We start from the raw sequence: 18,578 nt of genomic DNA, 5'->3' as shown, positions 1-18,578 counted from the left end.
CTAAACCACGATCTATCGATGAAAACTTTAAAGAATAAACTGACCGTGGCATTATGTGCAGCAACCATGCTCGGGGTAACCTCCTGCTACGAAAAGTTCGATCCCGAAAGTTACGCCCCGAGCGTGACGATCGGCGGCTTTACCAGTTCCGACGAAATTGCAAAAACGAATCTGGTAGCACATTTCCCGTTTGACGGCAATTATAGTGATGTCGTTTCCAACACGGCGGGCACCAATACCGGCACTGCATTCGCCAACGGTCTGAAAGGCCAGGCTATGAAAGGCGCCAAAGACGGTTACGTGCTTTTCAACCCGACAGCCGCTATTCTGGGATTAAAAAGCTTTACAATGACGTATTGGGTCAACAGCTCATCTACCAAAGCTGCGGGCGGCATTATCGGATTAGTGGGTTTATCCCAAACAGATGGTTTCTGGGGAAACATCGAGACTTTTTTTGAAAACGGCGGTACCGACACCGACGGAATTTTCAAAGCTCACACCCAGAATGACAAGGCCGATGCCTGGGTTACCAAAGAGGGAATTGTAAACCTATACAACTCCTGGACGCACATTGCTCTGTCTTACGATGCCACTTCCTCGACTTTTAATATCTATGTGAACGGCTCGAAAACAACCACTACGACGGTAGCCAAATTTGGGGAGCTGAAATGGAAGAATCCAGGTAAAATGGTATTTGGTACCGTGCAGTTCCAGACCAAACCAAGTTTGACCTCCGGAGCTTCGGCACAAGACTGGGCCAGCTATCTGACCGGACTGCTCGACGAAGTGAGGATTTACAACGTTGCATTGAAAGATGCCGAAGTAGATGCACTGGTTAAACTGGAATCAAGAGGGAAATAATGCCTTTTAAACACCTTTTTTTTCTTTGTTCAATCATTTGGTTCGGGGTTTCCTGCAAATCGGAAAAGGGAGACCCCGGGCCATCAACTCCCGGGATCCCGGCTTCATTCGGATTCAATAACCTGACTGTGAATGGGGCCTATACCGGGTTCAAATACAATGATGTAAACCTGAAACCTAAAATCAGGTTTACATTTTCCGCCCCGCTCAACAATACGACCGTCGCCAGCGGGGTTACTTTCCAGTCCGCTTCCGGAGAGACAGTCGCATTCACTTCTGCGCTGGAAGGCGGCGATAGCTCGGTGGTGATCACACCCTCCTCAGATTTAAAATACCTCACCAATTACTCGGTTGTCGCTACAAAGGCACTGAAATCCAAAACGGGCGGAATGCTGCTCAATGAAGTCAAAGTGGAATTGATTACGGCATTAGATTCAACCGATAAATTCCCGGTCATCAGCGAAGAGGCATTGCTTACATTGGTACAAAGGCAAACTTTCAAATATTTCTGGGACTTCGGACACCCCGTAAGCGGGCTCGCACGCGAGCGCAACACGTCCGGCGACGTGGTCACCTCCGGCGGAAGCGGTTTTGGTATCATGACAATTCCGATAGCCATCGAACGGAAGTTCATCACGCGGGTGCAGGGTTTGGAAAGAATGCAAAGGATTGTTGGTTTCCTGAAAAAGGCCCAGACATTTCATGGAGCATTCCCCCATTGGCTCAATGGCGCCACCGGCGTGGCAGTACCATTCAGCGCCAAAGACAATGGAGCCGATTTAGTCGAAACTTCTTTCCTGATTCAGGGGTTGCTTACGGCCCGTCAGTATTTCAATGAAAGTAACGCCGCTGAAATTGCATTGCGGAGTGATATCAACAGCATCTGGGAAGCAGTAGAATGGAACTGGTTCCAGAAAGGCAACGAAAATGTGTTGTACTGGCATTGGAGCCCTGATTATGGCTGGGAAATGAACCACCAGATCAGAGGTTGGAACGAGTGCCTGATCACTTACGCATTGGCTGCGTCGTCGCCCACCCATGGCATCAATAAAACGGTTTATGACAACGGCTGGGCAGGCAACAGCGCCTTTACGAACGGGAAGGAATATTACGGGATCACATTACCACTCGGCGAGCCGCTTGGCGGGCCCCTATTCTTCTCGCATTATTCGTTTTTAGGTCTAAACCCCACCGGCCTGAGCGACCGTTTCGCCAATTATTTTACCCAAAACAAAGCCCATACCCTCATCAACTATAACTATTGCAAGACCAACCCGCAGCAATACTATGGCTACGGCGAGCAATGCTGGGGGCTTACTGCCAGCGACATTCCGGGCGGCTACAATGCCAACTCTCCGAGTAACGACAAAGGCGTCATCACCCCCACAGCTGCATTATCTGCATTCCCATACACGCCCGCGGAGTCGATGAAAGCAATGAAATTCTTTTATTACAAGCTGGGTGACAAGCTATGGGGAGAATATGGTTTCCGCGACGCATTCTCACTCGATCAGCTGTGGTTTGCAGACTCCTACCTCGCCATCGATCAGGGACCGATTGTGGTCATGATCGAAAATTATCGCTCAGGATTACCCTGGAAGCTTTTTATGAGCAATCCGGAGGTGAAAACCGGCCTGAAAAAGCTCGGCTTCGCAAGCCCCGCGCTTTGATTAACTCTCATTAAAACATTACCCGACTATGAAGTTATACTTCCAATTACTATTATGCCTTGCGCTGTTTGCCGGTTCTCAGGCAGATGCCCTGGCGCAAAAGAAAAAAGTCGCTTCGGCCAAACCCGCGACATTTAATCCTGCTGATCGCCCTAAAAATCTCTCGGATACCGCATTGCTGGAACTCGTTCAGAAGCAGACTTTCCGGTACTTCTGGGAATTCGGTCACCCCGTAAGCGGGCTGGCCCGCGAGCGGAGCAATATCGCATTCGATTACGGCGACGAAGTGTGCACCATTGGCGGAACCGGCTTTGGCGTAATGGCGATGATTGTGGCAGCGGAACGGCAGTGGCAACCACGCGATTCCGTTGCGGCGCGATTGTTGAAAATGGTCAAGTTCCTTTCCAAGGCCGATCATTACCACGGCATTTTCCCGCACTGGCTCAATGGCGCGACGGGGAAGATCATCCCGTTCGGCCGGAAAGACGATGGTGGCGACCTGGTAGAATCCTCCTTCCTCTTCCAGGGATTACTTGCCGTGAGACAGTACTTCGACCGCGACAATGCGCTTGAAAGAGACCTTCGCAACCGTATTACGTGGATATGGAATGAGGCTGAATGGGACTGGTACACCCGCGGCAATCCTAACCAGCTCTACTGGCATTGGAGCCCCAACAACGGCTGGGCGATGAACTTTGAGTTGCGCGGTTACAATGAAACATTGATTACTTACATTATGGGTGCGGCCTCTCCTCGTTACCCGATTACCCGCCAGGTTTACGACAAATGCTGGGCGCAAAGCGACCATTTCCGCAATGGGAAGGAATATTATGGTGTAAAACTGCCGCTTGGTTTTGAATATGGCGGGCCGCTGTTTTTTACGCATTACTCATTCCTCGGGCTCGATCCTCGCCATCTGAAAGATCAGTATGCCGACTATTGGGAACAAAATGTGAACCATGCGCTGATCAACTACAAACATTGCGTGGCCAATCCGGGCAAGTTTAAAGGTTATGGGGAAAACAACTGGGGATTGACAGCCAGCGATACCTACAACGGCTATAATGCACATTCCCCAACCAACGATTTCGGTACGATTACGCCTACCGCTGCATTATCGTCTTTCCCTTACACACCGGAGCAGTCGATGAAGGCGCTGCGCCATTTTTACGATGACCTGGGCGATAAAATCTGGTCCGAATACGGCTTTACGGACGCGTTCAATGAATCTCAGAATTGGTATGCCAAATCACACCTGGCCATTGATCAGGGACCGATTATCGTAATGATCGAGAACTACCGGACGGGTTTGCTATGGAAGTTGTTTATGAAAGACCCCGAAGTTCAGCAAGGCCTGAAAAAGCTGGGATTTGAAAGCCCTTCATTAGGCGTATCCAGCAGAAATTAACCGCTTTTTAGCTAAAATTCGCAGAAAGACCGGCCGCAAGCCGGTCTTTCTGTTTTATGGAATATAATTGTACCTTGATATCGTTTTTGGAAAGCAGATAGCGCTCCAATCTAAACGTAAATCGACATGAAACCACTCTACTACAAGGCTGCATTGCTGATCGCGCTGAATGCATTCGTGTTACAGGCGTCAGCGCAGATATGGACAGTCTCCGAACCGGAGAATTTACCAGAGAAACGACATGAAAACGCAATGGCTACCGCAAATGGAAAGTTATATTTGCTTGGAGGACGTGGTATCAAGCCGGTCGATGAATACGATTTCAAAAAGGATTCCTGGAAAAGCCTTGCGCCTTCTCCCCTTGAAATGAGCCATTTCCAGGCTGTGAGCTATAAAAATGAAATTTATGTGCTGGGCGCATTCACAGGCGGTTACCCGCACGAGGTACCGATTCCCGATATTTATATCTTCAACCCTGTCAAAAATGAGTGGCGCAAAGGCGCTGCCATCCCCGAAAACCGCCGACGCGGTGCGGCAGGGGCATTTGTGCTGAATGACAAAATTTACCTCGTTTGCGGCATCCAGGATGGTCACTGGGATGGCCAGGTAACCTGGTTCGACGAATTCGATCCGGCCACAGGCTCCTGGAAAACCCTCGCCGACGCTCCCCGCCCGCGCGACCACGTGCAGGTGGCAGTGCTGGATAATAAACTTTACGTGGCAGGCGGACGCTTGTCCACGGCACGCATCAATCAGGTTTTGAATACCGTTATCAAAGAAGTGGACGTTTACGACTTCAAAACCGGCAAATGGACGACGCTGGAAGCTCCGAACAACCTTCCTACCCTTCGTGCGGGCCATACCGCCGTTGTTTTCAATAACAAAATACTCATCATCGGTGGCGAAAGCGACGCGCATGTGGAGGCGCACAGCGAGGTGGAGGCGTTCAATCCTCAGACCCAGAAGTGGGAAAAGTTGCCTTCTCTCCACCAGGGACGGCATGGCACGCAGGCCATTTCCCTAAATAAGAAAGTTTACATCGCAGCCGGTTCAGCCAATCGTGGCGGCGGCCCGGAGCTGAATGACATGGAAATACTCGATAAATAATACACTTCATTGCTAACCCCAATTCAAATGCTCAGAAAACTCGCCGGCATCTGTTTACTGTTTATTTCACTTGCTTCTTCTGCGCAGAAGAAAGCATTTACACACGCCGACACGCTACGGGGCTCGATCACTCCTGAACGGGCATGGTGGGACCTGAACTATTATCATCTCGATGTAAGACCCAACGCAAATGACAGCACGCTTACCGGTAGTACCGTCATCAGCTACAAGGTTTTAAAACCCTATCAGACCATGCAGGTGGACTTGCAGGAGCCATTGCAGATTACCAAGGTGGTCCAGGACGGGGAATCGCTAACCTACCGCCGCGACGGCAATGCATTTTTTATCGCCTTGAAAAAAAAGCAGGAAACCGGGAAAACCGAATCTATTGAGGTGTTTTACACCGGGAAGCCCCGCCTCGCCAAACGTCCGCCATGGGACGGAGGTGTACAATGGGTCCCCGACGGCAAGGGGAATACCATCATATCGACTTCCTGCCAGGGACTTGGAGCAAGTGTATGGTGGCCGTGCAAAGACCACATGTACGACGAACCCGACAGTATGCTCATCAGCATAACCGTTCCCAAAAATATGACGGACGTCTCGAATGGAAACCTGCGATCGTTGGTCGAAAACGGTGATAATTCGCACACATTCAACTGGTTTGTCAAAAACCCGATCAACAACTATGGCGTGAATATGAATATCGCCAACTATGTAAGCTGGAAAGAGACATTCAAAGGTGAAAAAGGGGACTTGCAGCTGAGCTATTATGTGCTGCCACAGAACCTGGAAAAGGCGAAGGAGCAATTCATGCAGGCCCCGAAAATGCTCAAAGCATTTGAGCACTGGTTTGGTCCATATCCTTTTTATGAAGATGGCTACAAGCTGGTGGAAGTGCCGTACCTCGGAATGGAGCATCAGAGCTCGGTTACCTATGGGAATGAGTACAAAATGGGTTACCGAGGCCGCGATTTATCCAATACCGGCTGGGGACTGAAATGGGATTTTATCATTATCCATGAAAGCGGGCACGAATGGTTTGCGAATAACATTACCTACAAGGACGTGGCCGATATGTGGGTGCATGAGAGCTTTACCAACTACTCTGAAAATCTCTACACGGAATATTACTTCGGAAAAAAGGCAGGAGAAGATTACGTGATCGGCACCAGGGAGCTTATTGCCAATGACATTCCTATTGTGGGTATTTATGGGGTTAACCAGGAAGGGTCAAAGGACATGTACTACAAAGGCGGGAATATGCTCCATACGATTCGCCAGATTGTAAACGATGATGAAAAATGGCGCCAGATCCTTCGCGGGCTGAACAAAACTTTCTATCATCAGACTGTCGATGGCTCGCAGATAGAAAATTACATCAGTGAGCAGGCGGGGAGAGATCTCTCCAAAGTTTTCGATCAATACCTGCGGGACGTACGGATACCCGTGCTGGAATATGCTTTTACTGGCAAAGGTCTGCAATACCGATGGATCAATACAATTGAGAACTTCGACATGCCGGTTAAGGTAAAGCTTGCAAGCGGGAAGGAGGAATTTCTCTATCCAACAAACGATTGGAAAACGCTGAAAGTGAAAGGCGATAAGTCCCTCACTGTTGACCGAAACTTTTACGTCGAAGCGAAAGAGAGCAAACAGGCTTCGTCATAAATCCCAGCATTCCATTATCAGAAGATCTCCCTTCTGCGCGGAAACCCTGACCATGCCATCAGCATCGGCTTCATTACTGCTGCCGGTTCTGTGTCCCATCGTCAGGGTTTCTTTATGGAGGTTGTATTTCAAGCCGCTGGTTTCAATCCCCTCTACCGTTCCAACGGGTATTAATGAAATGGGTGTGCCCGCGGTGTACCATTTTTCAAATGTACCCGTGAGCGGAAAAATCTTCGAATAGTCGTCCAGCAACACCAGTTTGATCTTGTTCTTGTAGCGTACCAAATCAGTGATATTGGTAATGGCATGATCCGCCCGGCGTCCGGTTGCCCAAACGATATTGGCTGCCGGAAAGCCTCTTTCGATCAAAAATTCGATGGCTTTGTTAAGATCTGTCTTTTCCTGGTCAGGCGTATTGATGATTTCAAGCGGATGCTGTCGCTCACGGATCATTTCCACATCGTGCGGCTGATCGAAATCTCCCATCCAGACATCGATCTTAATGCCAAGATCCAGGACGCGGTAAATAGCATGATCGAGTACAACAATGAACGGGCTCCATTCCAGCAACTGTCCCAACAATTCCGGAGAGCAGGCTTCCCCATTGGCAATAATCAAAGCAGGCTCCTGCTTCTCCCGAACAATATGATGTGACGACATTAAATTATTTTGGTCTTTATCAACTCCACAAGGCTCTCGACGCCTATTGTCAGCCTATCGAGCCGGTCTTTAATTTCGATGACGTCAGTTTTAAGTTGAGCGACGTCGGTTTTGAGTACGGCAACATCGCTTTTCAGTTCAGCAACGTCGGTTTTCAATTCTGAAACGTCCGTTTTCAATTCAGTGACGTCAGTTTTCAGTACGGCAACGTCCGTTTTCAATTCAGTGACGTCTTTTTTCAGTATGGCAACATCGGATTTCAATTCTGAAACGTCAGTTTTCAGTACGGCCACGTCGGTTTTCAACTCGGTAACGTCGGTTTTCAGTTCTGAAACGTCCGTTTTCAATCCAGCAATGTCGGATTTAACGAGGCGGAACTCATTCCGCATTTCGTTAAATCCGTTGTTGACCGTAGTAGTCAAAGTGGCTAATCCTGCTGCTATCATCTCTATTTGCTTTCCATGTTCAACAGTGACATTTTCAAGTTGCTCAATGCGTTGTTCCAGGTACATTTGCGTATGTGATTATAGTGTATAAATGAATTCCGGCCCACGACGAGTGGCTGTTTCATTGATACGTCTCATTCGCAAATTGGTAACACCAGGTAGAAGGAAATTTTTAAACACCCAGCGCCTTGGCCTTGTTCCAATACACATCCATCTCTTCCAACGTCATATCCGATAACGACTTGCCGTTTTCGCGGGCCGCTTCTTCCAGATATTGAAACCTGTTAATGAATTTCTTATTGGTCCTCTCCAATGCTGTTTCCGGATTAATATCTACAAATCTTGAATAATTCACCAATGAAAACAGCAGGTCTCCGAACTCACCTTCCGCTTCCTTCTGATCAATTACATTGGTCGTTTCTATATCGAAATTTTGCTTGAATTCATGCAGTTCCTCCTCCACCTTGGCCCACACCTGCTGCTTCTCATCCCAATCGAAGCCGACTCCTCTCGCCTTTTCCTGAATGCGCATTGCTTTCACGAGTGCGGGCAGGGATGCGGGTACGCCTGAAAGCACCGATTTATTGCCTTCCTTCAATTTTAGCTTTTCCCAGTTTTGCTTCACAGCTTCTTCGGTATCCGCCACGAAATCGCCATAGATATGCGGATGGCGGGCAACCAGTTTATCACATATACTATGCAGTACATCCTTGATGTCAAAATTATACGCAACACCTTCCGCCTTTTCCGAGCCGATTTTGGCATAAAAAACAATGTGCAGCAACACATCACCCAACTCCTTCTGGATTTCGGGTAAGTCGTTGTTCAGAATCGCGTCGGAGAGTTCATAGGTTTCTTCTATCGTCAGATGCCGCAGACTGTCCATTGTCTGCTTTTTGTCCCACGGGCATTGTTCCCGCAGTTCATCCATGATCGTCAACAAACGGTCGAAGGCCATAAGCTGTTGCTGGCGGCTTTCAGGCAGGTCACTGAATTCTTTTTCCATTCCGTAAAGATACAGCGAAACCCGTTATTGCCCCGGTACCAATGGCAATTTAAACGCCGTTTGGATGAGGTTGCTTGTGCATTTGGCAATGATCCGGCCCTGGGTATTAACCAGCCGGCCTTCCACATGGATAATATTTTTCCCTGCCCGGATCACGGTCGATTTAGCCACAAGCACATCTCCAACTACCGCCGGGTTCAGAAAATCGCAGTTCAGATTGATCGACGTGAAGCCAAACTCTCGCCCCAGGGCATAAACCATCGTTCCCACAATATCATCCAGAATGGTGGCAGCGATGCCGCCATGCAATGTGCCCATCGGATTGCACATATCTTCCCGAACACGGTATTCTACCTCCATTGCCCCTTCCTCGATCGAAAGAAGTACGCCATTAAGCCACTTGGCTACGGGTGAAAAATGCTCGTCCATGGGCCTGCCGATAAATTGCCGGAGAAAAGGCAGGCGCTTGTTTTCAGTTTGCTGGTCGGTCTGCGTGTGTGTGCTCATGGATACGGGGATAGATTGAATAGTTATGAATGCGATTTTTAAAAATAGTAATTATCATAGAAAAATTGATGGCTACGAGTCAATGCTATGGATTTTATTGTTACGTATCGAAGGTTATTACTACCTTTGCCGGAGTTTTTTTGCCAGAGATAAATGCTTACTCATATATGAATTTTACGTTATCGCAGGTTCCCGAGCGTTCCCAGAAACCCAGAACAAAAGGACTTACCATGGTGATGGACAAAGGGCTGAGTGTCAGGGAAACCGAAGATATGCTATCTATCGCATCGCCTTACATTGATATCGTAAAACTGGGTTGGGCCACTTCTTTTGTAAGCCCTAATTTGGACGAGAAGCTGGCGATTTACAAAAGCGCCAACATTCCGGTGTATTTCGGCGGAACATTGTTCGAGGCTTTCGTGGTCCGCAACCAGTTTGATGATTATCGTAAATTACTGGATAAATACCAACTGACTCATGCAGAGGTATCCGACGGCTCCATAGAAATGCCGCAGGACGTTAAGTGCGAATACATACGTACGCTTTCCAAACAGGTTACCGTTCTTTCCGAAGTAGGTTCCAAAGACGAAAACAAAATCATTCCTCCCTATAAATGGATCCAGCTCATTAAATCGGAGTTACAGGCCGGCGCCTGGAAAGTGATCGGTGAAGCTCGTGAGTCCGGAAATGTGGGTTTGTTCCGAGCGAGTGGTGAGGTCCGTCAGGGACTTGTGGAGGAAATCCTTACGGAGATTGCATTCGAAGACATGATATGGGAAGCTCCCCAGAAATCTCAGCAGGTATGGTTCGTGAAGCTGCTCGGCGCTAATGTCAACCTCGGAAACATCGCCCCAAGTGAACTGATCCCGCTCGAAACGATCCGCCTCGGCCTTCGCGGTGATACATTCAACCACTTCCTGAATACCAAAACCAAACAGAAGTGGAAAATTGATTCCAAATAAGTGCAGACCAGTAAAACAGATTGTCAACTTAACGTATAGCTATGGAATTTTTAACTCAGTTCATTGATTTCTTCCTTCACCTGGACAAGCACTTGTTCAATATTGTGGAAGAATACGGCACACTCACTTATGTCATTCTGTTTTTGATTGTCTTTACCGAAACTGGCCTGGTAATCATGCCACTCCTGCCTGGCGACTCACTGCTTTTTGCCGCAGGCGCCATTGCTGCCAACGAAACTACCGGCCTGAACGTCTGGCTGATCATCATTATCCTCATTATCGCGGCATTACTTGGCGATAACGTCAACTATTTTATGGGAAAAACCTTCGGCGGCCAGATCAAGAAACGTGAGAAGATATTGTTCCTGAAACGGGAATATCTCGAAAAAACCGAGGCATTTTACGAAAAGCATGGTGGCAGCACGGTAATCATGGCGCGTTTCATCCCGATCGTCCGTACGGTAGCCCCATTCGTTGCAGGTGCAGGAAGTATGAATTACTCACGATACATTGTTTTCTGCATCGTCGGCGCGTTGCTCTGGGTGCCTACCCTTACATTGCTCGGCTACTTCTTCGGAAATATGGACATCGTGAAAAAGAACTTCGAACTCGTGATCTTCGGCATCATCGGAATTTCTATTCTCCCAATGATTTTTTCATATCTGAAAAGCCGGTTCGCGAAACCGAGCGCGGCGTAGGTGTTACTTCGGCTTTCGGCTGTCGGCTTTTGTTTGCTGTCACATTTTAATTAAAGCATAAAAAGATAAGGCGTTGCAATTGAATGCAACGCCTTATCTTTTATTAGAACAACAAGTTCGACTGCCGATAGCCGACAGCCGAAGTACCATTTACGATCTCGAATAATTCGGTGCTTCCTTCTGGATCATGATATCATGCGGGTGGCTTTCCTTCACGCCGGCTGAGGTAATTTTCACGAATTGCGCTCTCTGCAACGACTCGATATCACCTGCACCGCAGTAGCCCATACCGGCCTTCAAACCTCCAACCATCTGATAAATGATCTCGGAAACTTTGCCTTTGAATGGTACGCGGCCTACAATGCCTTCCGGAACGAGTTTTTTCACATCGTCTTCGGCGTCCTGGAAGTAACGATCTTTCGAACCATCTTCCATCGCTTCCACCGAGCCCATTCCGCGGTAAGCCTTGAATTTCCGTCCTTCGTAAATCACGATCTCACCTGGCGCTTCGTCGCTACCTGCCAGCATTGAGCCGATCATGATCGTGCTTGCGCCACCGGCCAGTGCTTTGGTCATGTCGCCGGAGAAACGGATACCGCCATCGGCGATTACCGGAACGCCTGTGCCTTTCAGGGCTTCGGCTGCCCACATTACCGCGGTAAGCTGTGGAACACCGATGCCCGCAATGATACGGGTTGTACAGATACTACCAGGACCAACGCCCACTTTCACCGCATCTGCACCGGCTTCTGCCAATGCTTTCGCAGCTTCACCGGTCGCCACGTTACCAGCGATCACATCCAGTTTTGGAAATGCGGCTTTGATTGATTTCAATGCATCGATTACACCTCTGGAATGTCCGTGAGCGGTATCGAGACTTACCACGTCCACACCGGCTTTCACCAATGCTTCCACACGTTTGAGCACGTCGGGCGTTACGCCGATTGCTGCACCTACACGAAGGCGACCATATTCGTCTTTACATGCATTGGGGTGTGATTTGCGTTTCAGAATGTCCTTGTAGGTGATCAGACCTGTCAGACGATATTCTGAATCTACAATCGGAAGCTTTTCGATTTTGTACTCTTGCAGAATTTTCTCGGCATCGTCCAGAGACAGACCTTCCGAAGCAGTAATTAGCTTGTCCTTCGTCATGATCTCGGTCACCGGCTTACTCATTTCGCGTTCGAAACGAAGATCGCGGTTGGTAAGGATGCCGATCAGTTTGTGGTCTTTGTCGATTACCGGAATACCTCCGATCTTGAATTCGCGCATGATCTGATGCGCGTCTCCCAAGGTCGCAGTGTCAAGCAGCGTGATCGGGTCGAGGATCATGCCGCTTTCGGAACGTTTTACCTTTCTCACCTGCTCCGCTTGCGCTTCCAGGGACATATTTTTATGGATTATTCCAATACCACCTTCCTGAGCCATTGCGATGGCCAGGTCAAATTCCGTCACCGTGTCCATTGCAGCTGAGACAATTGGAATGTTCAACTCGATGTTGCGGGTAAGCTTGGTTTTTGTTGATGTGTCACGAGGCAGGACTTCTGAATAACCAGGGATTAACAGAACGTCGTCGTAGGTGAGTGCCTCGAAGAGGACTTTGGATGGGTCTGTGCTCATAGCAAATAAACTATTGTTATTTGCCGGGCAAAATTAAGAATAAGTTCTGAGTAAATAAAATCGAATTGTATTTTTTTTATGACACCAGCACCCGCACTTTTTTGATGCGCTTCTTATCGGCCGACTGTACTTTGAACGTAACTTCCCGGTGGGTAGCAATTTCACCCGTCCGCGGAAGCCGGGAAAACAGTTCCAGCAACAGCCCCGCCAGCGACTCGCTGTTGCCCCTAACTTCATCAAAATAATCGGTTTCCAAATTCAGAATACGGCAAAGGTCATTGATCAGCACCCTGCCTTCGAAGACATAGGTGTTTTCGTCAACCTGCGTGTAGTTGACCTCTTCATCCTCGTCATATTCATCATTAATATCCCCGAATATTTCTTCAATAATATCTTCAAGGGTAATCAACCCGCTTGTTCCGCCATACTCGTCCACGACGATCGCCATGTGCACGCGACGGTTCTGAAAATCCTTCATCAGATCGTCGAGACGCTTGCTTTCGGGGATAAAATAAACAGGCCTGAGCAGCTTTTGCCAGTGGAAATGCTCGTCGCGATGAATATGCGGGAGCAGGTCCTTCACATTAAGAATCCCTTCCACATGGTCCAGATCATCCCTGTAAACCGGCACCCGCGAGTAGCCCGATTTATTGATCCGGTCCATCAACTCGTGAAAATCGAGTTCGATATCAAATGAGGTAATCTGTACCCTGGCCTGCATCGCTTTTCGTGCATTGGTCTGCCTGAAATTGGCCAAACCGCGCAGCAAGTCCGTTTCTTCCTCGCTTTCAGCCTTGGCCTCGAGCATTTCGGTTGTGATCTCGCCTCCCTGGGGTGTTAGCACACCGAACGAATAGCCGAGCTTCATGATCGGCTGGGTCAGCGGCTTGCATATTTTAATCAGGAACTGGGTGAGACCGGAAATTTTCGGGATGAACTCCTGCGCCTTGCGTGCGCTGTTGTACCGCACTATCGCATCGAGCCAGATCCATATCACAAGGAATACCAGCACCTCCCAACGCACCGCCTCATTGCCTGCCTGCATTTGCAACCACGCCAACCGGGCCGCTAGCAGCAATGCAAACAGCGTAATACCCCGCTGGACCAGCGAGAGCGCCAATTGCTGAATACGTGTAGGTAGCTGATTCTCGCCTTCCGCTTTCCGTTCCCAGGGGTTCTCCATTGCGCCGGATGCCGCATAAGCTGCGCGGACGCCCGAAAGGAAAAGGGCTATTAACAGAAGGATTATAACAAGAATAAAGTCGTATGGGGCGAGGAAATCAAAGGGTATGATGACGCCTGCCAGAGTGGAGTGCGTACTTTTCTGGGGAAAATTAATCCCCGTACGCGTTCGGGCAAGCGGGTCGTCACTGTCTTCTGTTTCTTTCACGAAAGTTCAGAGAATGTTCTAAATAGGTATTCAATCAGATAAATGTAGCGAATCCCGCTTAATAACCGTATCTATTCTGGCATAAATACATTTTTAAACGGGATTCGTCACTATCTCACCGAATGCATCAGAACGGCAGATCGTCGTCGTCGCCATTACCCGCTGCCATCGACGGCGGTATCGGATCAGAAGGCCGCGGTCCACTGTTGGCACGCGGCGCATTGCCTGATTGCTGGTAACCTCCCTGATTGCCTCCCTGGTTATAATCTCCGCCGGAACCGCCACCCGAGGGACCACCGCCCGACGGGCCGCCCAGTAGCGTCATACTGTTTGCACGAATCGTGACACCCGTCCGCTGCTGGCCTTCTTTATCGGTCCAGGTGTCCGTTCGAATGCGTCCTTCGATATAAACCTGATTTCCTTTTTTGAGATATTTCTCTGCTACTTTGGCCAACCCTTCCCAGAGCTCGATGCGGTGCCATTCGGTATTGTCTACCCGCTCGCCATTTTTGTTGGTATAACTCTCGGTAGTGGCGATATTGAACTTCGCTACCGCCGATCCGCTTTCGAGGTACCGAACCTCCGGATCGCTTCCCAGATTACCAATCAGTATTACTTTGTTAACGCTTCCTGCCATGATTATGAATGCGGTTAATGTTTGTTGCAACCTTAAATATAGGCATATTCTATGGAAAACGTCCGCTAAATATCCTGCTCTGTGATCTTCCCGGTCACCTTGTCTTTCAGGATCAGTTTGTTGCGGCCGTCGTGCGTCACCTCCTGTTTGATCAGGTAGTGCGTTTCGTTGTAGGAGGTATAATTGGACGGTTTCTCCACACCCTCGCGGCCACGCCATACCGGCAGTTCTACCTTTTCCCAAAGCTTTGTTTTGGCAGATTTATACGCCGCGTCTATGACTGCATTCACAATATAGCCGTCATAAAAGCTCTCCGCAGGCTCGGTACCTCTCTCCGCTGAATTGAACATGTCTGTGAACATATGGTTATACCCAAGGTCGTTCACCTCATCGCCCACTGGGAACAGCCAGCCCGTGTTACTTTCGGCCTTCTCCGCCACATATTCCTCGCCGGCACCATCCGGGTTTTGTCCGGTTGTAAACATCTCAAAACCTGTTCTCAAAAAGTTATTGATCCAGATCGTACCCTCTGTTCCCATCACCTCATCGCGCAAATCCATTCCGCCGCGGAACGTCCAGCTCACTTCAAACTGCCCGATCGCACCATTTTCGTATTTGACTAATGCAATGGCATGGTCTTCGGCATCGATCGGCTTCACCTGCGTATCTGCCCAGCACATTACTTCAACCGGCTTGATGTCCTTACCAATAAAATTGCGGGATATTTCAATGCAATGGCAACCCAGATCGAGGATACAACCTCCCCCGGCCTGTTCAATGTCCCAAAACCATTCGCTATGCGGACCTGGATGCGCCTCGCGCGATTTGGCCCAGATAATGCGGCCTAGCGAGCCATTTTTCACACTTTCGAGGGATTTTAAAAATTTCGGGGTATAACAAAGATCTTCCAGATATCCCGCAAAGATCCCAGCTTCCTCGACAGCTTTCAGCATTCGCAACGCCTCCGCCCCATTTCTTCCCAGCGGCTTGGTCGATACAACCGCCTTCTTATGTTTGGCGCACAGCATTACCGCCTCTTCATGAACATTATTAGGCAATGCAATGCAGACCATATTCACATCGGGATGCGCGATTACTTCCTCCATATTCGACGACCAGAAGTCGCAACCATAGTCGTCTGCAAACTTTTTTGCACTTTCTTCCCGCCGCGCGTAAATGGCTACAACGCGGTCGCGGCCACGCTGCCCATGAATGGATTCCGCATAAAAACGTCCGATAAAGCCGGACCCCAGCATTGCGATTTTCTGCATATCAGCAATCAATTTAATGTTTTAGGAATAGTAATGTATTGCATTAGTGGTCAGGTATTGTCAGGAGTAGTCAGTAAATATTCGCCAAGATTGACCATACATGACGACAAATGACAATACTTGACCATACACGACCACACATGACTATTTATGAAGTCTTTACTTCGTTCTCCCAACCGGTGGATTTGAGTGCCGGGTCATTTTCCTTTTTAAGAAAATCGGCGTTCTCGAACGACTCCGCGTTCCATTCCATCAATGCGTGGTCGGGAACGATAGAAACGGGGACCCGCCACGAGGTCGAGGTTTCAGCGTAGGCGATATTGGATTGGGAATTGTAACAGGATATCAGCGACCATCGCGGATGGTCTGAAAGGTTTGCTTCCGAGCGGTGCATAAGGTTACTATGGAAAAACAATGCGTCGCCCGGTTCCAATTCACAATAAATCAGCTCCATGGTTTCCAATGCATGGTTCACCATTTCCATATCCGCGCCCACCTGCTCGCCTGCGAAGCCATGATTTACCCGGCCCATTTTGTGCGAGCCTTTGATCACTTGCAGACAGCCGTTCTCCTTGCTAGCGGGCGTGAGTGCGATCATCACGCTCATGAGTTGATCGGGAAAAATGAACTGGTTTTTATACCAATACCCATAGTCCTGGTGCCATTCCCAGGCCCCGCCGACTTTCGGCTCTTTCTGCATGAGTTTAGTATGAAAATGGCAGACCTGGCTCTCCTGCTGCAAAAGCTGCCACACCGAATTCACCATTCTCTCACTCCGGATCAGGTACCCGAACACATCGTCGCCCGGCGTAAACCATAGCGAGAGTTTCGTCTTCTTTCCCGATTGGTCGTTCAGGTCCATCGCATTCTTTTGCATCACTGAATTTTCGATGGCGGTATGATATAGCTTCCCCACCTCCTCGGCCGAAAACAGACTTTTTACAATAATATAGCCGTCGCGGTTATAGTCGGCGATCTGGCTGGCGTTCAAACTAAAACTTCCCATGACGGATGCTGATTAAGTGTTTAGTACCAAAATATATTGCTTAAACCATAATTTTACTTAACGCATTACTACCACAAACGCGTTCCAGGCAGAAACGATCAGACGACTAGAGATAATTTTCCTCCCTTAAAACCGTGTCGATCAGGATCGGCTTAGGAAGCACTTCGATCTCTTCATGATTGTAAAAAGCCATTCCGTGTGGCAAATCTATCCGTTCCGTTTCGGGAATTTCAAGCCACCAGAACCGCACTTGCAGCCGTTGATGCGTGAGGATGTGGGAATACACTTTGGGGACTTCGGTGAGACGTCCCTTTCTCAGAAGGTTTTGGAAAGCCGGATCAGATATAGTCAGGGAGTCAGGGGTTGTGGCGACGGTTTGGGATTCGACGAGATAAAAATCGTAAAGGCCCTTCCAGATGTCGCGCCCGCGGCGCTCGTACATGGCGAGCCTGTCGCCTTGTTTAATGATGAAGTAATTTAAAAAACGGTGTTTGACCGTCAGTTTCTTGATTTTCACAGGTAGTTGTCCCTGCATTTGATGCTCGTAGGCGAAACAGCGATCGTTAAAAATGCAAACGGCACAATTAGGCGATGCAGGAACACACTGCAGCGCGCCGAATTCGATCATGGCCTGGTTGTACGTAGCAGGATCTTCCTTTGAAACAAGCTGCCTGGCAAGCGCCATGAACTCCTTTTTCCCCTCGTTACTCAGCATATCCGACTGAATCCCGAAAATCCGGGCCATCACACGGTAAACATTGCCGTCGATCGCCGGTACCGCCTCGTCGAACGCGAAGGAAGCAATGGCAGCGGCCGTGTATTGCCCGAGACCTTTCAGCTTCAAAAGCTTTTCAGAAGTTTCGGGAAATTTACCATTGTGCTCACCCACTACCTGGCGCGCGGTGAAATGCATGTTCCGGGCACGCGAGTAATAACCCAGGCCCTGCCACAATCGCAGCACATCGCGCTCATCGGCAGCCGCCAGATCATATATGGTAGGATATTGTTCTGCAAACCGCTCAAAATAAGGCATTCCCTGCGCGACGCGGGTTTGCTGAAGGATCACTTCCGACAACCAAATTTTATATGGATCTTTGGTTTCCCGCCAGGGTAAAGGGCGATGGTTTTCGAGATACCAGGATTTCAGTCTTCTGTTAAAATCAATCACCTCAAAATCGTCCGGTATCATATTATTTTCACTTATGTGCACTGTTTTTTAATGAATTATATAAAAAAGGGGAAGATCATCCTTTTAAGTTTTATTAAAATTACCGTACCTTTGTGTTCCCAAAATTTACAGGAGTAAGTAAATTAATGAAATAATATCCACTTAAAGTAAACAATCAAAGTGACTAAGGCAGACGTAATCGCACAGATTTCCGAGAAAACAGGCGTAGACAAGGGCGACGTTCAGCAAACGCTAGAATCGTTTTTTACCGTGGTAAAGGACTCACTTTCTGATGGTGAGAACCTTTATGTTAGAGGCTTCGGTAGTTTCATCAACAAAAAACGTGCGCGCAAAGTAGCCCGCAATATTTCAAAGGGAACTTCCATGATTATTGACGAGCACTTTGTACCAAGCTTCAAGCCAGCAAAAGTTTTTGTCGAGCAGGTAAAAGAAAGTGACAAACTGAAAGCAGTCGCTGAAAAGTAAT

The 18,578-nt window shown here is 48.6% G+C and carries 18 protein-coding genes; 8 read left to right on the top strand and 10 right to left on the bottom strand.

Features of this window, described 5'->3' with window-relative positions; translation table 11 throughout:
* Positions 1–18 precede the first annotated feature (18 nt).
* The 5 genes from AAHB90_RS29545 to AAHB90_RS29525 all read left to right on the top strand — a co-directional run bounded on the left by AAHB90_RS29545 (position 19) and on the right by AAHB90_RS29525 (position 6,717).
* Positions 19–861: a LamG domain-containing protein gene (locus AAHB90_RS29545; RefSeq protein WP_342088910.1), complete on the top strand. Its 843-nt coding sequence runs from the start codon at positions 19–21 to the stop codon at positions 859–861.
* Between the two features lie 128 nt (positions 862–989).
* A complete protein-coding gene (locus AAHB90_RS29540) occupies positions 990–2,531 on the top strand; it encodes a glucoamylase family protein (RefSeq protein ID WP_342088909.1) in 1,542 nt (513 codons plus the stop codon).
* A 28-nt stretch (positions 2,532–2,559) separates the two neighbouring features.
* Positions 2,560–3,939, top strand: coding sequence for a glucoamylase family protein (locus AAHB90_RS29535; RefSeq protein WP_342088908.1), 1,380 nt, complete (start codon positions 2,560–2,562; stop codon positions 3,937–3,939).
* A gap of 126 nt (positions 3,940–4,065) precedes the next feature.
* On the top strand, positions 4,066–5,046 hold the full coding sequence (locus AAHB90_RS29530) for a Kelch repeat-containing protein (protein ID WP_342088907.1): 981 nt from the start codon (positions 4,066–4,068) through the stop codon (positions 5,044–5,046).
* Positions 5,047–5,073: 27 nt separating this feature from the next.
* Positions 5,074–6,717, top strand: a complete 1,644-nt coding sequence (locus AAHB90_RS29525; protein WP_342088905.1) for a M1 family metallopeptidase — start codon at positions 5,074–5,076, stop codon at positions 6,715–6,717.
* On the opposite strand, the gene AAHB90_RS29520 is transcribed toward AAHB90_RS29525, so the two are convergent.
* From AAHB90_RS29520 to AAHB90_RS29505, 4 genes are all read right to left on the bottom strand, one after another.
* Entirely contained in the window at positions 6,712–7,377 is a 666-nt protein-coding gene (locus AAHB90_RS29520; RefSeq protein ID WP_342088904.1) for a thiamine diphosphokinase, read from the bottom strand. The genes AAHB90_RS29525 and AAHB90_RS29520 overlap by 6 nt on opposite strands.
* Positions 7,377–7,889 carry a hypothetical protein gene (locus tag AAHB90_RS29515; RefSeq protein WP_342088903.1) on the bottom strand — a complete coding sequence of 171 codons (513 nt, stop codon included), beginning with the start codon at positions 7,887–7,889 and terminating at the stop codon, positions 7,377–7,379. The genes AAHB90_RS29520 and AAHB90_RS29515 overlap by 1 nt, the downstream gene beginning before the upstream one ends.
* Positions 7,890–7,995: 106 nt before the next feature.
* On the bottom strand, positions 7,996–8,829 hold the full coding sequence (gene mazG / locus AAHB90_RS29510; RefSeq protein WP_342088902.1) for a nucleoside triphosphate pyrophosphohydrolase: 834 nt from the start codon (positions 8,827–8,829) through the stop codon (positions 7,996–7,998).
* A 24-nt stretch (positions 8,830–8,853) separates the two neighbouring features.
* A complete protein-coding gene (locus tag AAHB90_RS29505; RefSeq protein WP_342088901.1) occupies positions 8,854–9,336 on the bottom strand; it encodes a PaaI family thioesterase in 483 nt (160 codons plus the stop codon).
* A gap of 167 nt (positions 9,337–9,503) precedes the next feature.
* Between AAHB90_RS29505 and AAHB90_RS29500 the strand changes: the two genes are divergently transcribed.
* Both AAHB90_RS29500 and AAHB90_RS29495 read left to right on the top strand, forming a co-directional pair.
* Positions 9,504–10,298, top strand: a complete 795-nt coding sequence (locus AAHB90_RS29500) for a phosphosulfolactate synthase (RefSeq protein ID WP_342088900.1) — start codon at positions 9,504–9,506, stop codon at positions 10,296–10,298.
* Between the two features lie 41 nt (positions 10,299–10,339).
* On the top strand, positions 10,340–10,996 hold the full coding sequence (locus AAHB90_RS29495; protein WP_342088899.1) for a DedA family protein: 657 nt from the start codon (positions 10,340–10,342) through the stop codon (positions 10,994–10,996).
* A gap of 150 nt (positions 10,997–11,146) precedes the next feature.
* On the opposite strand, the gene guaB is transcribed toward AAHB90_RS29495, so the two are convergent.
* From guaB to mutY, 6 genes are all read right to left on the bottom strand, one after another.
* Positions 11,147–12,619 (bottom strand): IMP dehydrogenase, encoded by a 1,473-nt coding sequence (guaB, locus tag AAHB90_RS29490; protein WP_342088898.1) that lies wholly within the window; start codon positions 12,617–12,619, stop codon positions 11,147–11,149.
* A gap of 76 nt (positions 12,620–12,695) precedes the next feature.
* Positions 12,696–14,009 (bottom strand): transporter associated domain-containing protein, encoded by a 1,314-nt coding sequence (locus tag AAHB90_RS29485; RefSeq protein WP_342088897.1) that lies wholly within the window; start codon positions 14,007–14,009, stop codon positions 12,696–12,698.
* Between the two features lie 127 nt (positions 14,010–14,136).
* Positions 14,137–14,646: a single-stranded DNA-binding protein gene (locus AAHB90_RS29480; RefSeq protein ID WP_342088895.1), complete on the bottom strand. Its 510-nt coding sequence runs from the start codon at positions 14,644–14,646 to the stop codon at positions 14,137–14,139.
* A 65-nt stretch (positions 14,647–14,711) separates the two neighbouring features.
* The gene (locus AAHB90_RS29475; RefSeq protein ID WP_342088894.1) at positions 14,712–15,917 is read right to left on the bottom strand and encodes a Gfo/Idh/MocA family protein; all 1,206 of its coding nucleotides are present in this window, start codon (positions 15,915–15,917) and stop codon (positions 14,712–14,714) included.
* Positions 15,918–16,065: 148 nt separating this feature from the next.
* Positions 16,066–16,923 carry a phytanoyl-CoA dioxygenase family protein gene (locus AAHB90_RS29470; RefSeq protein WP_342088893.1) on the bottom strand — a complete coding sequence of 286 codons (858 nt, stop codon included), beginning with the start codon at positions 16,921–16,923 and terminating at the stop codon, positions 16,066–16,068.
* 106 nt (positions 16,924–17,029) lie between these two features.
* Positions 17,030–18,112 carry an A/G-specific adenine glycosylase gene (gene mutY / locus AAHB90_RS29465; RefSeq protein WP_342088892.1) on the bottom strand — a complete coding sequence of 361 codons (1,083 nt, stop codon included), beginning with the start codon at positions 18,110–18,112 and terminating at the stop codon, positions 17,030–17,032.
* Between the two features lie 159 nt (positions 18,113–18,271).
* Here mutY and AAHB90_RS29460 point away from each other — a divergent pair, with 159 nt between their 5' ends.
* On the top strand, positions 18,272–18,577 hold the full coding sequence (locus AAHB90_RS29460; RefSeq protein ID WP_015813879.1) for an HU family DNA-binding protein: 306 nt from the start codon (positions 18,272–18,274) through the stop codon (positions 18,575–18,577).
* Position 18,578: the final 1 nt, after the last annotated feature.

This window comes from Dyadobacter sp. OTU695 (assembly GCF_038440355.1).
GTDB lineage: Bacteria > Bacteroidota > Bacteroidia > Cytophagales > Spirosomataceae > Dyadobacter.
This window is presented reverse-complemented; position numbering and strand designations above follow the sequence as displayed.

What these genes read in the sequence shown, in the direction of transcription:
- AAHB90_RS29530 (WP_342088907.1), top strand. Translation starts at nt 4,066, where the DNA reads ATGAAACCACTCTACTACAAGGCTGCATTGCTGATCGCGCTGAATGCA.
- AAHB90_RS29525 (WP_342088905.1), top strand. Translation starts at nt 5,074, where the DNA reads ATGCTCAGAAAACTCGCCGGCATCTGTTTACTGTTTATTTCACTTGCT.
- mutY (WP_342088892.1), bottom strand. Translation starts at nt 18,112, where the DNA reads ATGATACCGGACGATTTTGAGGTGATTGATTTTAACAGAAGACTGAAA.
- AAHB90_RS29480 (WP_342088895.1), bottom strand. Translation starts at nt 14,646, where the DNA reads ATGGCAGGAAGCGTTAACAAAGTAATACTGATTGGTAATCTGGGAAGC.
- AAHB90_RS29535 (WP_342088908.1), top strand. Translation starts at nt 2,560, where the DNA reads ATGAAGTTATACTTCCAATTACTATTATGCCTTGCGCTGTTTGCCGGT.
- AAHB90_RS29475 (WP_342088894.1), bottom strand. Translation starts at nt 15,917, where the DNA reads ATGCAGAAAATCGCAATGCTGGGGTCCGGCTTTATCGGACGTTTTTAT.
- AAHB90_RS29515 (WP_342088903.1), bottom strand. Translation starts at nt 7,889, where the DNA reads ATGTACCTGGAACAACGCATTGAGCAACTTGAAAATGTCACTGTTGAA.
- AAHB90_RS29545 (WP_342088910.1), top strand. Translation starts at nt 19, where the DNA reads ATGAAAACTTTAAAGAATAAACTGACCGTGGCATTATGTGCAGCAACC.
- AAHB90_RS29470 (WP_342088893.1), bottom strand. Translation starts at nt 16,923, where the DNA reads ATGGGAAGTTTTAGTTTGAACGCCAGCCAGATCGCCGACTATAACCGC.
- AAHB90_RS29500 (WP_342088900.1), top strand. Translation starts at nt 9,504, where the DNA reads ATGAATTTTACGTTATCGCAGGTTCCCGAGCGTTCCCAGAAACCCAGA.
- AAHB90_RS29495 (WP_342088899.1), top strand. Translation starts at nt 10,340, where the DNA reads ATGGAATTTTTAACTCAGTTCATTGATTTCTTCCTTCACCTGGACAAG.
- mazG (WP_342088902.1), bottom strand. Translation starts at nt 8,829, where the DNA reads ATGGAAAAAGAATTCAGTGACCTGCCTGAAAGCCGCCAGCAACAGCTT.
- guaB (WP_342088898.1), bottom strand. Translation starts at nt 12,619, where the DNA reads ATGAGCACAGACCCATCCAAAGTCCTCTTCGAGGCACTCACCTACGAC.
- AAHB90_RS29520 (WP_342088904.1), bottom strand. Translation starts at nt 7,377, where the DNA reads ATGTCGTCACATCATATTGTTCGGGAGAAGCAGGAGCCTGCTTTGATT.
- AAHB90_RS29505 (WP_342088901.1), bottom strand. Translation starts at nt 9,336, where the DNA reads ATGAGCACACACACGCAGACCGACCAGCAAACTGAAAACAAGCGCCTG.